A 13,256-nucleotide genomic window follows, 5' to 3' on the forward strand; every position below is an offset into this window, starting at 1 on the left:
ATATATATTTAAAAAAATTTTATTAAACAAGTACTTTCAAATTTGACAGCTTTTTATTTACTATTTGCTCTGCAATGTCAAGAATGTCAAATATTCTTTTATCAGAAATTTTATAATTCATTCTTGTCCCTTCTTTCCATGCATAAATAACACCTGCCTGTACAAGTGTATTCAAATGTCTGGAAAGATTTGACTGTTCAATACCAATAGCAGATAAAATTTCACATCCACAAAGAGTCTTTTCTTCTTTCAGCAATCTTAATATTTTTATTCTATTAGGATGCGAAATTGCTGTCAATAATCTTTCTATGTAGTAATCTTTTTCCATACTTACTCTTATTTACTATTTAAATATATGCCTTTAAATGCATATAGCAAAATTAAATTTTTCTATAAATATTAATATTCATGATATATTATTTTGAGTATTTATTTATCAAGTAGAAAAGCAGTAAGTATAAGTTCAACACTGTTTTTTCTGTGGAATCTCATTGATTTAAAAATCATCTCTTAAGTATTTCTAAAAATAGCACTTAAAACATTTCCATCTCGTTTAATGGATATAACTAAAACAAATACATTTTTCATATGTTTATTTTCTGATCTTATCAATTGAAATCTCATCAAAAGATTAGTAATTCAAGAACATTCTTCCTATGATTAATATCCTTTCCAAAAATAATTTCATTTGATTAAATTAATATATTAAGGTATACAGATTATTTTAAAATTTCATAAATAATTCCAAGAAATATTTTTTAATAAGACCGTGACTTATTGTTTAATTCAACATCTAATATCCATCAATTATGTATTTACTTAGAATTTATGATTGATACACTTTTAAATCCTGTTAAAGAATCAATTCAAATTTCACTGCTTGTAGCGGTGATGATGATATTAGTCGATTTAATAAATGTTTCCACAAAAAATAAACTTGAATCTTTTTTTATTAACGCAAGAAAGTTTAAGCAATATATTTTAGCTTCATTAATCGGAACAGTCCCTGGTTGCATTGGTGGATTTACAAATGTTTCTCTTTACATTCACGGATTGATAAGCTTTGGGGCACTTGCAGGAGCGATGGTTGCTGTTTCTGGTGATGAGGCATTTGTTATGCTTGCAATGTTTCCTAAACAGGCATTAATTCTATTTGCTATTCTTTTTGTAATTGGAGTTTTTAGCGGATGGCTTATTGATTTGATTGTTAAGAAATATAAAATCCCAACTTGCGAAAATTGTAAAGAGATGATAACTCATCCAAAAGAGAATAGTTTTAAGCATTATATTAAAGAGCATATCTGGAAACACATAATTAAAAAACATCTCTGGAAAACTGCACTCTGGACATTTGGTGCTCTTGCTGTTGTTGAGTTTGGATTAAAGTATTTACATCTGGAAGAATTTACATCACAATATAAAATTGTTTTTCTCTTTGTTGGAGCTTTAGTTGGACTGATACCTGAATCAGGTCCTCATTTAATTTTTGTTACATTATTTGCACAAGGATTAATCCCATTTTCTGTTTTATTAACAAGTTCCATTGTTCAGGATGGTCATGGTATGCTACCAATGTTATCTTATTCATTAAAAGATTCAATGCTTTTGAAGACCTTTAATTTTATTATAGGAATTACAATTGGATTGATTTTACTTGCAGTAGGATTATGATTAAAATAACTATTACTTAAATAAGCACTCCTTTTATTAATCACTCGCTTAAGATTGAGAATCCTTTCCATTATTATTGAATCTAATTTCATAAAAATATTTTTAGCTAATAATAAAGAAAGGATTCAACATGAAAAGACTAATCATCACATTTTTTGTTTTAATATATACAATAGCTATAAATGCTCAGACTGTTAATCCAATTATAGAAAGCCAAAGTAAGTATAATTTTTCTACCACTGTTGATTCACTTACAAAAGTAGCAGAGCAAAATAAATGGAAGGTAATCATCGTTCACGATTTACAGACATCATTAAAGAAAAATGGTAAAGAAGTTTTACCTGTTAAAGTTATTGAAGTTTGTAATCCAAATTATTCTTTTAATGTCTTGAGTAAAGAAGAGTTTAAATTGTTTTCAACAATGATGCCTTGCAGAATCTCTGTTTATGAAAAATCTGATGGAAAAACCTATGTAGCAAGAATTAACTCTGCATTTATGAATGAAGTGATGAAAGATAAACAGTGTAAGTCAATGAACAATGCATTAAACGACATTGAAAATTTTATATCAATTGTTACAAAATGAAAAATAGTTTAAACAAAACTCACTGGTATGATGGCTGGTTTTATGATCTCATTATAGCTCCTAACCAGGATAGATTGTTTTTTCAAATAAAAGAAATTATAGAACCAGCTTCATCAGTAATTGATGTTGGTTGTGGAACTGGAAGATTATCTTTTTTTATTGCAGATAAAGTTTCAAATGTGGTTGGTATTGATTTATCACAAAAGAATATTGAAAGAGCAAATAAAAATCTTTCGAAAAATCCAGATAAAAAAATTTCTTTTGTCCATACCGATATTTCTTCAATGATTTCAAAAAATGAAAAATTTGATTACGCTGTTATGACTTATGTAATTCATGAAGTTAATGAAGACGAACGAGTTGAGTTTTTAAAACAGCTTTCACGGATTGCTGATAAAATTATCATTGGAGATTATTCTGTTCCTGAACATCCTGGAATCTTTTCTTTTTTAAATGTAGTGATTGAGTTTCTTGCTGGCAGTGAACATTACAATAATTACAAAAGTTATATTCGAAACGGTGGCATAAAGTACTTAGCTGAAAAAGCTGAATTAAGAATAATCAATGAAATTAAAAATAAACCATTAACAGGTCATTTAGTAGTTTTAACCATGTAAGAAATAAAATGAAATTAGGAGATATTAATTTACGAAACAATTTTTTTATGTCTCCTGTAAAGACTGGTTATGGAGATTCAGAAGGAAATATTACTGAACGTCATCTTGCCTTCTGGGATAAAAGATCTAAACATGTTGCCGCAGTAATATTTGAACCATTCTTTATTGATAAAAAAGTCCGCGAACTTGCAACTCAAATTGGGATTGATGATGACAACAAAATTGAAGGACATAAAAAATTAGTTGAAGTTGTTCATCAAAATGGAGCAAAAGCAGTTGCACACATTAATCATCCGGGTAGAATGGCAAATCCGAAATTGCCCAATAATATTTATCTTTCCGCATCAGATATTGAATGTCCAAACGGTGGACAGAAACCAAAAGCACTTTCAATCGAAGAAATAAAACTTGTTCAGCAGCAATATGTTGATGCAGCAATTCGTGCAGAAAAATCTGGTTATGATTTTATTGAATTACAATTTGGTCTTGGATATCTAATTGCTCAATTTATCTCACCAAATTCAAATAAAAGAAATGATGAATATGGTGGTAATCTGGAAAACCGATTAAGATTTGGTTTGGAAATATTGCAAGGAATAAAATCTTCTGTTCACCTTCCAATCATTGTAAGATTAAGTGGCGATGAGAAATATGAAGGTGGATTAACAATCAACGAAACAATTGAAATTGCTAAAATTCTTGAACAGGAAAAAATTGCAGCTCTTCACATTACAAGTGGAGATGCCTGTATGAGTCCACCTTGGTATTATCAGCATCATTTTATTCCTAAAGGAAAAACCTGGGAACTTGCAAAAAAGATTAAAGAAAAAGTTACACTCCCAATCATTACAGTTGGACAAATAAATGAACCAGAAGATATCGAAGAAATTTTATCAAACAATGCAGCAAATTTTATAGCAATAGGAAGAGCATTAATTGCCGACCCTGATTTTGTTGGCAAATATTTAAAACAAGTTGAAGGAAGAATTCGACCTTGTAGCTCGTGTTTAACAGGCTGTCTTGGAAGAATAAAAATTGGTAAAGGATTGCAATGCGAAATTAATCCACTTGTCGGAAGAGAGCTTGAAGAAATTACTCCTGCTTTAGAAAAAAAGAATTATGCTGTTGTTGGTGGTGGATTAGCAGGAATGCAGGCTGCTTTAGCATTAAAACAACGCGGTCATAAAGTAACATTATTTGAAAAAGATAAACTTGGTGGACAATTTAACTTTGCACCACTTCCTTCACAGAAAAATTCATTGCAGAAACAGATTGATTATTTTGTTAATGAAATTAAAGACAAAAAAATTGAAGTCATAAACAAAGAAGCAACTGCAGATGATTTAATCGGAAAATTTGATGGAGTAATAATTGCAACCGGTTCAAAACCATTTATTCCCCCGATAGAAGGATTAAAAGAATATCACTGGGCAGAAATTCTCTATGAATTTAATCTCCCCAAAAATAAAAATGTGCTAATTATTGGCGGTGGATTAATAGGAGTTGAAATAGCAAATACATTGGTTGATTATGGAAATAATATAACCATTATCGAAGCACTTGATGATATTGCCCGCGATATGGAAATGGTTACTCGTAAATTGAATTTAATGAAACTGAAAAAAGCAAATGTCCAGATTTTTACAAATTCAATAGTAAGTAAAATTGATGGTAGTAAAGTTTATTTTACTCAAACAAATGGAACTGATAAAGAACATATACTTGAAAACATTGATGTTTTTGTAATTGCAGCAGGAATGCGACCAAATAAAGAATTAATTGAACAACTTGAAAATAAAATTCCATATTATGTTGTTGGAGATGCAGATAAAATTGGTGATGCAGTTTCAGCAATTCAAAGTGGATATTTTATTGCAAAAGAACTTTAATTAATAATATTGAAATTCAATTAGGAATGCACTAAAACATTTTATTATTAACCTGTACCCAAATATTTTTTAAACAATTCGAGGTAACAAATGCTAATTTTAATAAGCTCAGATTCAAACAATCTTGATAGTCCAGTAGCAAAACGATTTGGACATGCAAACTATTATATACTATATAACACTGAAACTAAAACTTATGAAGTATTTGAAAACACAGAACATGGGCATCATCATGAAAACTTACAAAAATATTTAGATATGGGAGTTGAAATATTTTTAGTAGGTAATATTGGTCCACATGCCTTTGAAATGATTAATACTACTAAAAGCAAAGTTTACTTAGCAAGAAAAATGTCTGTGAAAGAAGCAATAGAAAAATTTTTGAATGGAGAATTACAGCAACTCTACGAGCCAACAGCTAAAAGAAGTATTGGCGAACATCATTGATTTATCAAATGAATATTATTTAATCTAAATTTTTGTTGCTTATAAATTTTCTCATATTTATGTTTCATTAAAAAAATAAAGCGGAGGGTTGATGAAACTATTTAAACTTATTGTCTTCACCTTTATATTTTCATTTATGTGTATTAATGGGCAAAGTGGTTTGGGAAGTTTTAAATATGATGATTTTAAAACTCCTAAATATTGCGGTTCATGTCATACAGATTTTTATCAGCAATGGAGTCAAGCAATGATGTCTCAGGCATATACTCATGAGTGGGATGAAATTGAATATTTCAAATTAGCTGTACCGCATGCAGAAAAAGATGAAAAAGTTGCAGAAGTAAAAGCCGGTTGTAATGGATGTCATTCACCAATTGCATTTTTAGCAGGAGATGTTCCACCACCTTTACCCAGCAAAAATTCACGAGCAAATGAATCAGTCTCCTGCGACGTTTGTCATAGCATATCTGGTTATGCTGGAGATACACCTTATAATTATAACTATATTATGAAACCAGGTAAAACAAAATTCTCATCACGCAAGCCTGAAGTAGAATCACCTGCACATGAAATTGAGGTTAATCCTTTATTAAAGTCAGGAGATTTTTGTGGAATCTGCCACAATGAAAAATCACCTTATGGTGTCTGGGTTAAATCAACACAACTTGAGTGGAAAGAAGGACCTTATGCAAAAGAAGGTGTACAATGTCAGGATTGTCATATGCCAAAAGCAGAAATGAAAACTGCATCGATGGGAAATAAATATACTGATGCAAGATTACATCTTTTCCATGGTGCTCACGATCCGGGAAAAGTAAGAGGTGCAATAGAATTAAGAATTAATCCTGATGTTAAAGAGGTAGAACCGGGCAGTGTTGTTAAGTTTACTGTTGCATTATTCAATCAAAAGACCGGACATAAATTTCCAACCGGCTCTGTAGAAGATAGAATCGTATGGCTTCATGTTGAAGCTGTTGATTCGAAAGGAAATGTTTATCATTTACCGGTTGATAAAAAAGGTTTTGAAGGAGAAGAATACACAATTGGAAGCAATGCTTTAGCTTATCAGGATATGGGAATAGCATTAAATATACCTGATTTCAAAGGAGTTCAACGAGATGGAATTCCAATCGGAGATAGAATTTTTAGAATGCCATATTTTGATCCCCAGGGAAGAATGACAATTCAACAATGGAATACAGCTTCTCTTGGGGTTGATTATAGAATTGGTCCACGCGAAACTAAAATAGAAACGTTCACATTTAAAATCCCTGATAACGCACCACCCGGAAAATTAAAAGTTACTGCAACATTAAACTATCAACTTCTGGTAAAACCTGTTGCAGATTTTCTTGGTGTTCCCGAGAGCGAATCTCAAATTGTAAAAGTAAATGAACATTCAACAGAACTTACTATCCTTCAATAGAGGTTAATATGAAAAAAACATTTATCCTTTTTTGTATCACAATCTCTTTATTTTTATTATTAGAAAATAATTTTGCAATTCCTGCATTTGCACGTAAATACAATATGAGTTGCCAGACCTGTCATTCGCCCTTCCCAAAATTAAAACCTTACGGAGATGAATTTGCAGGAAATGGATTTGTTATTGCAGTTAAAGATGCTCCAAGATATTTCATCGATACAGGCGACGAAGAATTATCTCTTCTTCGAGAAATACCAATTGCTTTAAGATTGGAAGCTTATGTTACTTATAATAATTTAAAATCTGAAAGATTGGATTTTTCTGCTCCTTACATTTTGAAATTAATATCTGGAGGAGCTCTAACAAAAAATATTTCTTATTACTTCTACTTTTTCCTAGGTGAACGTGGCGAAATTGCAGGTCTTGAAGATGCTTTCATTATGTTCAATAATTTATTTAATCAAGACTTAGATTTGTATGCTGGACAGTTTCAGGTATCTGATCCTTTGTTCAAAAGAGAATTAAGATTAACTTTCGAAGATTATCAGATTTACAGAACTAAACCAGGTTTAACTAAAGCAAATTTAACTTACGATAGAGGTATTATGTTAACATACGGATTACCTACCGGAACAGACATAGTCTTTGAAATTCTAAATGGAACAGGAGTGGGTTCTGCAAATAAATTCAAAATTTTTGATGATGATAACTACAAAAATTTCTTTGGTAGAGTTTCTCAGGATATTGTTAATGATATAAGATTGGGTTTATTTGGTTATTATGGGAAAGAAAATATCGAGGATGAATTAAAAAGAAAATTCACAAATACTTTTTCGATGTGGGGACCGGATTTAAAAATTAAATTAAAAGATAGAATAGAATTTAATTTTCAATATGCACAAAGGATTGATAAGCAGGCTTTTTATCAATTCAGTGATTTTAAAACTAAAGGCTTATTTGGTGAGCTAATTTTTACACCAGAAGGCGACGAAAGTAAATGGTATGCTTGTGCACTTTATAACTGGATAGATTCTGATTTTGATGACCTGGACTATATCAGTAGCACTCTTAATCTTGGATATTTAATAAAAAGAAATATTAGATTGATTAGCGAGTTTACATACAATTTTGAAAAAGAATTCGGGAATTTTTCTATAGGTATAGTTTCTGCATTTTAAAGAATTTAAGAGGATGACTTAAATTATGTCATCCTCTTAAAAATTTATAATGATTTATAAGTAAACCACCAATCATAACCTTCAAATTCTTTCTTTCTTTTTTCTGCTTCTACAATATCTTTTGGTGGTGGAATTATAACCTTATCCTGAATTAATTCATTATTAGGCCAGTTTTCTGGTAAAGCAACTTTATTCTGATCAGAAATTTGCAATGCTTTTAATGCTCGTAAAATTTCATCAATCTGTCTTCCTACTTCAGGTGGATAATAAATCATTAATCTAATTATTCCCTGAGGATCAATTATAAAAACTGCTCTTACTGTGTTTGTCCCTTTACCAGGATGAACCATTCCAAATGTAGTTGCTACTTTTCCCATATCATCAGCAATAATCGGGAAAGGAATTTCAACTCCAATATTTTCCTTTATCCATTCAACCCATTTAATATGAGAAAAAACCTGATCGATCGATAAACCAATTAATTCTGCATTTAATTTCTTAAACTCCTCATTCCGTTTTGCAAAGGCAACAAATTCTGTTGTGCATACTGGTGTAAAATCTGCAGGATGACTGAATAAAACAATCCACTTACCAGCATAATCTTCAGGAATTCTTTTTTTTCCGTGTGTTGTTTGAACTTCGATACCGGGCATTCTTTCGCCTAATAGAGGAATACCTTTCTTAATCTCTTCCATAATAATCTCCTATTTTTATTTTATGCATTATTTAGTTTGTATGAATTCTTTCTAACAAGTGAAATTAATTTTGAAAATAACTTATAGATTTCACTAAAAAGTAATTTTCTACCATAACTGCAATCGCATACCATTTAATTCCCTCCTTCAATTATTGATTTTAATAACCACACATGTTTTTCATATCTTTCTGCAATGCTATATAATTTCCCGGCAGTAACTTCATCTCCAAATTCAGATTGAACTTCGTAACCAATATCTCTAATCCTTGATGCAAGGAAATCATAGTCATTAGCAATTCTTTTTACCATTTCAAATTGATCTGGATAATTTCCTTCAGCTTCTTCTTTTAATTGTGCAATTTTCAAAAATTCTTTCATAGTACCTGGAGCATATAAACCATAAGCACGTATTCTTTCTGCTGTTTCATCAATATCATCAGCTAATTCGTTATAAAGTTCTTCGAATTTTTTATGAAGTGTTAAAAATTGAGAACCCTGAACATTCCAGTGATAATTTCTTGCTTTTGTATAAAGCACAAATTGATCTGCCAGAATAGGCTTTAAAATTTCAGCTATCTTAGCTTTTGAAACACTACTTAATATCATTTCCATTTCCAACCTCCATTGTTTTTTATCTTTATAGCCAATCTTTATGCCATTAATTTTATTTTTGAAAACAAACCAAATAAGTAGTTTTTTTAATCTACTTTTATTTAACAACGATATTTAGTAATATTGCATAACTAAATATAGTTGCCAACTAAATATCGGTGAAAAATGAATGAGGTTGAACTTTTACAATCACAACTAACTTACCTAACTCCTCAGAAAACAATGGAAATAGTTTTAGATACAATTAGTGAAATAATTCCTTATGAGCTTGCTGTAATTTTAAGCAAAGAACCAAATGACTATTTAAAAGTAAGATATGTAAGAGGAAGTCTTGTAAATGAAAGACTTAAAAACTATGAAATACCTTTATCAAGTCGACCGGATATACAGGAAGTTTTACAAATTGGTGAAGTAAAACTTGTAGAAGAAACAAAAAATCCAGAACATGTTGATACATACAAAGGGATTGTTGATTTACCAATTGGACATTCATGTATGCTTGCACCTTTAAAAATTAATGGAGAACCATTTGGACTTATGACACTTGATCATAGTCAATGCGATATGTTTACACCACAACGAGTAAGTATTGCAAATTCTCTAACAAAATTAATTGCACTTGCTCTTGCACAAACCATTGTAAATGATACTCTTATGAGTGAAAAGGAAACTTTAATTTATGAACGAAATTCACTTATTGGAGATATAAATACAGTTTATGAAGGATTAATTGGAAATACACCTGTATGGTTACAGGTAATTGAAAAAATTAAATTAGTAGCTCCCACAGATTCTCATGTTATGATTTTAGGTGAGACAGGCACAGGTAAAGAACTTGTAGCAAGAGCTATTCATGCTTTATCAAAGAGATCATCAAAACCTTTCATAACATTAAATTGTTCTGCTCTTAATTACAACTTGGCAGAAAGTGAATTATTTGGTCACGAAAAAGGAGCTTTTACCGGAGCTACATCAACACGGCGTGGTAGATTTGAACTTGCAGATGGTGGTATTTTATTTCTTGATGAAATTGGTGATCTCCCGCTCGAAATTCAACCAAAACTTCTCAGAGCAATTCAAGAAGGAACATTTGAAAGACTCGGCAGCGAAAAAACTATTCATGCTGATGTTAGAATTATTTGTGCTACAAATGTCGATCTCGAACAAAAAGTAAAAGAAGGAAAATTTAGAGAAGATTTATTTTATCGATTAAATGTATTTCCTATCTATCTTCCCCCACTTCGAGAAAGAAAAGAAGATATTTACTTATTAACAAATTACTTTTTAGAAAAACTTTCCCAAAAATTTGAGAATAAAAAATTTACCATAACAAAAGAAGCTTTGAAATTATTAAATGAAAATCCATGGTATGGAAATATACGAGAGCTTCAAAATACACTCGAAAGAGCTGCAATACTAAGTAAAGATGGAACTATAAGAGCTTCTCATTTAATCTTTGAAAAAAAGAGTGGAACAAAAGATTTTATTAAAGAAAATAATATATCAATTGGTTCTTTCGAAGAAGAGACAAAAAAAATTATTAAAAAAGCTTTAGAACTCTGTAATGGTAAAATTTATGGCAAAGATGGTGCAGCTGCACTTTTGAAATTAAAACCAACTACACTGCAGAGTAAAATAAAAAAGTTAAAGATAAACTATAAATAATAAATACTTTGAAGATTTACTCATTAAGATAAATTAAGTATATAACAACAGTTACCTTATTTTACACCATTACTCTATTTATTCCTGAAAAAATTTAGAGTATTTTTGTTATAACTTTTTTATGGTTTAATGTGAATGACGATATTAAATATCTTAAACATTGTTTAGAACTGGCATTGAGAGGAAAAGATAAAGTTGAGCCAAATCCAATGGTGGGAGCTGTAATTGTTAAGGATAATAAAATAATTTCAGAAGGCTGGCATGAATATTTTGGTGGACCACATGCTGAGGCTAATGCAATTAAAAATTCTAAATTAAATCTCGAAGGTGCTACACTTTATTGTAATTTAGAACCCTGTAGCCATACAGATAAAAAAACTCCACCATGTGTTCCTTTAATAATTCAAAATAAAATTGCTCGTGTTGTTATTTGTACTTTAGACCCCAATCCAAAAGTTAATGGTAACGGAGTTAAAAAATTAATAGATGCTGGTATTAAAGTAGAAATCGGTTTACTCGAAAATGAAGCAAAAGAATTAAATAAAAATTATTTCGAACAATTTAATTGTAAAAATGTTTAGTGGAATAATTGAAGATATTGGTCAAATCCAAAAAATTGATACAATAAAAGGTGGAATTAGATTAACAGTATCTGCCAGTAAAATTTTTGATGATCTCAAAATTGGTGATTCAGTTTCTGTTGATGGAGTTTGCTTAACAGTAACTTCAATTAATAATAATAATTTCACAGTAGATGTAGTTGGAGAAACTCTCAAAAAAACTACATTAAAAAAAATAAAAAATAAATCCTATGTTAATCTTGAAAGAGCAATAAAATTTAATGAAAGAATAGGAGGACATTTAATTCAGGGACATATTAACAATACTGCCAGAATCAAACAACTTAAAAGATTAGGTGAAAATTTTTTACTTAAATTAGAATTGCCAGACGATCTCATGAAATATATTATAAAAGAAGGTTCAATAGCAGTTGATGGTATTAGTTTAACTGTAGCAGATAAATTTGAAAATACAATCAGTATTTCAATTATTCCACATACATGGCAGCATACAACTTTAAAATTCAAAAAAGAAAATGATCTGGTAAATATTGAAGTTGATTATACAGCCAAGTATATAGAAAATTTTATTAATAATTATTTTTCACAGAAGAGTGATTTAAAAGAATTGCGATTAAAAAACTTAGGTTATTAAAAATGGAAGAATATAACATAGAGACAATCAAAAATGCGATTAAAAGATTTCGCAATGGAGAAATGATTATAGTTGTTGATGATGAAAATCGCGAAAACGAAGGCGACTTAATAATGGCTGCTGAATTTATAACTCCAGAAGCTGTAAACTTCATTACAAAAGAAGCAAGAGGAATTTTGTGTGTTGCAATAACTCCAGAACGTGCACAGGAATTAGAACTTCAAATGATGGTTAAAGAAAATACTTCGTTGCATCAAACTCCTTTTACTGTATCTATCGACTATATTCACGGAACCACAACAGGAACATCTGCTTTCGATAGAGCTAAAACTATAAAAGCAATTACAGATAAAAATGCTAAGCCAGAAGACTTTGCGAAACCAGGACATATTTTCCCGCTGGTGGCAAAAAAAGGTGGAGTATTAAAAAGAGCAGGTCATACAGAAGCTGCCGTTGATTTAGCAAAATTAGCAGGATTATATCCAGCTGGAGTTTTATGTGAAATTTTAGATAGTGATGGAACTATGTGTCGTGGAGAAAATCTCCAGAAGTTTGCTCATAAACATAATTTATGTATAATCACTATTGCAGATTTAATTGAATATAGAAGAAGAAAAGAAAAATTAGTTAGAGAAGTTGTAAGTGTTAATCTCCCTTCTAAATATGGTGAATTCAAACTTCATCTTTACGAAAACATTTTAGATCCATCTGAAAATGCTATTGCACTTGTTAAAGGAAAAATTGATGATGGAGAACCTGTGCTTGTTAGAGTCCACTCAGAATGTTTAACTGGAGATGTATTTGGTTCACTTAGATGTGATTGTGGAGATCAATTAACTACTGCTCTTCAGATGATTGAAAAAGAAGGTAGAGGTGTTCTTCTTTACATGCGACAGGAAGGTAGAGGAATTGGACTTGTTAATAAATTATTCGCATACTCAATGCAAGAAAAAGGGAAAGACACAGTAGAAGCTAACGAAGCACTTGGTTTTAAAGCTGATTTAAGGGACTATGGAATTGGTGCTCAGATCTTAAAAGATCTCGGAATTTCTAAAATTAGATTGCTTACAAATAATCCTAAAAAAATTATTGGTCTTAAAGGTTATGATCTCGAAATAGTTGAAAGAGTACCGATTGAAATTCCACCAAACAAAATCAATATTAAATATCTCAAAACAAAAAAAGAAAAACTTGGTCATTTATTTAATGAAAATACCTTAAAAAATATTTTACCAGAATAAAAAACAATTGGA

14 protein-coding genes are annotated in these 13,256 nt (G+C 30.3%); 11 read left to right on the forward strand and 3 right to left on the reverse strand.

Going from position 1 to position 13,256, the window contains the following annotated elements; translation table 11 throughout:
• Positions 1–22: 22 nt before the first annotated feature.
• A complete protein-coding gene (locus VJY38_RS10615) occupies positions 23–328 on the reverse strand; it encodes an ArsR/SmtB family transcription factor (protein ID WP_353680683.1) in 306 nt (101 codons plus the stop codon).
• Between the two features lie 500 nt (positions 329–828).
• On the opposite strand from VJY38_RS10615, the gene VJY38_RS10620 reads away from it, so the two are divergent.
• The 7 genes from VJY38_RS10620 to VJY38_RS10650 all read left to right on the forward strand — a co-directional run bounded on the left by VJY38_RS10620 (position 829) and on the right by VJY38_RS10650 (position 7,814).
• Positions 829–1,671, forward strand: coding sequence for a putative manganese transporter (locus tag VJY38_RS10620; protein WP_353680684.1), 843 nt, complete (start codon positions 829–831; stop codon positions 1,669–1,671).
• Between the two features lie 130 nt (positions 1,672–1,801).
• On the forward strand, positions 1,802–2,257 hold the full coding sequence (locus VJY38_RS10625) for a DUF302 domain-containing protein (protein ID WP_353680685.1): 456 nt from the start codon (positions 1,802–1,804) through the stop codon (positions 2,255–2,257).
• Positions 2,254–2,874 carry a class I SAM-dependent methyltransferase gene (locus tag VJY38_RS10630; protein ID WP_353680686.1) on the forward strand — a complete coding sequence of 207 codons (621 nt, stop codon included), beginning with the start codon at positions 2,254–2,256 and terminating at the stop codon, positions 2,872–2,874. The genes VJY38_RS10625 and VJY38_RS10630 overlap by 4 nt, the downstream gene beginning before the upstream one ends.
• Positions 2,875–2,882: 8 nt before the next feature.
• On the forward strand, positions 2,883–4,763 hold the full coding sequence (locus tag VJY38_RS10635) for an NAD(P)/FAD-dependent oxidoreductase (RefSeq protein ID WP_353680687.1): 1,881 nt from the start codon (positions 2,883–2,885) through the stop codon (positions 4,761–4,763).
• A 90-nt stretch (positions 4,764–4,853) separates the two neighbouring features.
• Positions 4,854–5,210, forward strand: coding sequence for a NifB/NifX family molybdenum-iron cluster-binding protein (locus tag VJY38_RS10640; protein ID WP_353680688.1), 357 nt, complete (start codon positions 4,854–4,856; stop codon positions 5,208–5,210).
• 91 nt (positions 5,211–5,301) lie between these two features.
• Positions 5,302–6,636: a multiheme c-type cytochrome gene (locus VJY38_RS10645; protein ID WP_353680689.1), complete on the forward strand. Its 1,335-nt coding sequence runs from the start codon at positions 5,302–5,304 to the stop codon at positions 6,634–6,636.
• 8 nt (positions 6,637–6,644) lie between these two features.
• Positions 6,645–7,814, forward strand: a complete 1,170-nt coding sequence (locus tag VJY38_RS10650) for a hypothetical protein (protein ID WP_353680690.1) — start codon at positions 6,645–6,647, stop codon at positions 7,812–7,814.
• A gap of 44 nt (positions 7,815–7,858) precedes the next feature.
• On the opposite strand, the gene VJY38_RS10655 is transcribed toward VJY38_RS10650, so the two are convergent.
• Together VJY38_RS10655 and VJY38_RS10660 are read right to left on the reverse strand one after the other, a co-directional pair.
• Complete coding sequence (locus VJY38_RS10655) at positions 7,859–8,500, reverse strand: peroxiredoxin (protein WP_353680929.1); 642 nt, start codon at positions 8,498–8,500, stop codon at positions 7,859–7,861.
• A gap of 143 nt (positions 8,501–8,643) precedes the next feature.
• Positions 8,644–9,123: a Dps family protein gene (locus tag VJY38_RS10660; RefSeq protein ID WP_353680691.1), complete on the reverse strand. Its 480-nt coding sequence runs from the start codon at positions 9,121–9,123 to the stop codon at positions 8,644–8,646.
• Positions 9,124–9,288: 165 nt separating this feature from the next.
• On the opposite strand from VJY38_RS10660, the gene VJY38_RS10665 reads away from it, so the two are divergent.
• The 4 genes from VJY38_RS10665 (at position 9,289) to VJY38_RS10680 (ending at position 13,244) form a co-directional block, all read left to right on the forward strand.
• Entirely contained in the window at positions 9,289–10,788 is a 1,500-nt protein-coding gene (locus tag VJY38_RS10665; protein WP_353680692.1) for a sigma-54-dependent Fis family transcriptional regulator, read from the forward strand.
• Between the two features lie 131 nt (positions 10,789–10,919).
• Positions 10,920–11,369, forward strand: coding sequence for a bifunctional diaminohydroxyphosphoribosylaminopyrimidine deaminase/5-amino-6-(5-phosphoribosylamino)uracil reductase RibD (locus tag VJY38_RS10670; RefSeq protein ID WP_353680693.1), 450 nt, complete (start codon positions 10,920–10,922; stop codon positions 11,367–11,369).
• Positions 11,362–12,003 carry a riboflavin synthase gene (locus tag VJY38_RS10675; RefSeq protein WP_353680694.1) on the forward strand — a complete coding sequence of 214 codons (642 nt, stop codon included), beginning with the start codon at positions 11,362–11,364 and terminating at the stop codon, positions 12,001–12,003. The genes VJY38_RS10670 and VJY38_RS10675 overlap by 8 nt, the downstream gene beginning before the upstream one ends.
• 2 nt (positions 12,004–12,005) lie before the next feature.
• Positions 12,006–13,244 (forward strand): bifunctional 3,4-dihydroxy-2-butanone-4-phosphate synthase/GTP cyclohydrolase II, encoded by a 1,239-nt coding sequence (locus VJY38_RS10680; RefSeq protein WP_353680695.1) that lies wholly within the window; start codon positions 12,006–12,008, stop codon positions 13,242–13,244.
• Positions 13,245–13,256: the final 12 nt, after the last annotated feature.

This window comes from Rosettibacter firmus, from assembly GCF_036860695.1.
In the GTDB taxonomy this organism is placed as follows: domain Bacteria; phylum Bacteroidota; class Ignavibacteria; order Ignavibacteriales; family Melioribacteraceae; genus Rosettibacter; species Rosettibacter firmus.

What these genes read in the sequence shown, in the direction of transcription:
- VJY38_RS10645 (WP_353680689.1), top strand. Translation starts at nt 5,302, where the DNA reads ATGAAACTATTTAAACTTATTGTCTTCACCTTTATATTTTCATTTATG.
- VJY38_RS10620 (WP_353680684.1), top strand. Translation starts at nt 829, where the DNA reads ATGATTGATACACTTTTAAATCCTGTTAAAGAATCAATTCAAATTTCA.
- VJY38_RS10650 (WP_353680690.1), top strand. Translation starts at nt 6,645, where the DNA reads ATGAAAAAAACATTTATCCTTTTTTGTATCACAATCTCTTTATTTTTA.
- VJY38_RS10675 (WP_353680694.1), top strand. Translation starts at nt 11,362, where the DNA reads ATGTTTAGTGGAATAATTGAAGATATTGGTCAAATCCAAAAAATTGAT.
- VJY38_RS10630 (WP_353680686.1), top strand. Translation starts at nt 2,254, where the DNA reads ATGAAAAATAGTTTAAACAAAACTCACTGGTATGATGGCTGGTTTTAT.
- VJY38_RS10615 (WP_353680683.1), bottom strand. Translation starts at nt 328, where the DNA reads ATGGAAAAAGATTACTACATAGAAAGATTATTGACAGCAATTTCGCAT.
- VJY38_RS10660 (WP_353680691.1), bottom strand. Translation starts at nt 9,123, where the DNA reads ATGGAAATGATATTAAGTAGTGTTTCAAAAGCTAAGATAGCTGAAATT.
- VJY38_RS10640 (WP_353680688.1), top strand. Translation starts at nt 4,854, where the DNA reads ATGCTAATTTTAATAAGCTCAGATTCAAACAATCTTGATAGTCCAGTA.
- VJY38_RS10635 (WP_353680687.1), top strand. Translation starts at nt 2,883, where the DNA reads ATGAAATTAGGAGATATTAATTTACGAAACAATTTTTTTATGTCTCCT.
- VJY38_RS10665 (WP_353680692.1), top strand. Translation starts at nt 9,289, where the DNA reads ATGAATGAGGTTGAACTTTTACAATCACAACTAACTTACCTAACTCCT.
- VJY38_RS10680 (WP_353680695.1), top strand. Translation starts at nt 12,006, where the DNA reads ATGGAAGAATATAACATAGAGACAATCAAAAATGCGATTAAAAGATTT.
- VJY38_RS10625 (WP_353680685.1), top strand. Translation starts at nt 1,802, where the DNA reads ATGAAAAGACTAATCATCACATTTTTTGTTTTAATATATACAATAGCT.